General features: G+C 67.1%; 1 pseudogene. It reads right to left on the bottom strand.

Annotated features, from left to right (window positions below):
• Window positions 1-392: pseudogene (gene cobB, locus BST12_RS29515) on the bottom strand (NAD-dependent protein deacylase); the annotation flags it as partial.

Genomic DNA, 392 nt, shown 5'->3' with positions numbered 1-392 from the left:
GATTGACTTCGATCACGGCAGTGCCGCGCGCCAGCGCCAGGTCGGGTAAACCGGCCGCCGGGTAGACGATCGCCGAGGTCCCCACCACGACCATCACGTCGGCGCTCCCTGTCGCCTCGACCGCGCTCCGCCACGGCTCCTCTGGCAGCGGCTCACCGAACCATACGATGTCGGGCCGGATCAGACCGCCGCAGTCGCAGACCGGCGGCTCCACTTCGATCGCAGGCTCGGGCATCTCCGGAAGGGCGTCGGTGTAGGGCACACCACAACGTGCACAACGAAATTCGAAAAGGCTGCCGTGCAGGTGATGCACCGCACCGCTGCCGGCGCGCTCGTGCAGATCGTCGACATTCTGGGTGATGACGCTGACCTCAGCATGGTCCTGCCAGGCG

This window comes from Mycobacterium angelicum, assembly GCF_002086155.1.
Lineage (GTDB): Bacteria > Actinomycetota > Actinomycetes > Mycobacteriales > Mycobacteriaceae > Mycobacterium > Mycobacterium angelicum.
The sequence above is the reverse complement of the archived record's forward strand: the minus strand, read 5'-3'. Positions and strand labels throughout refer to the sequence as shown.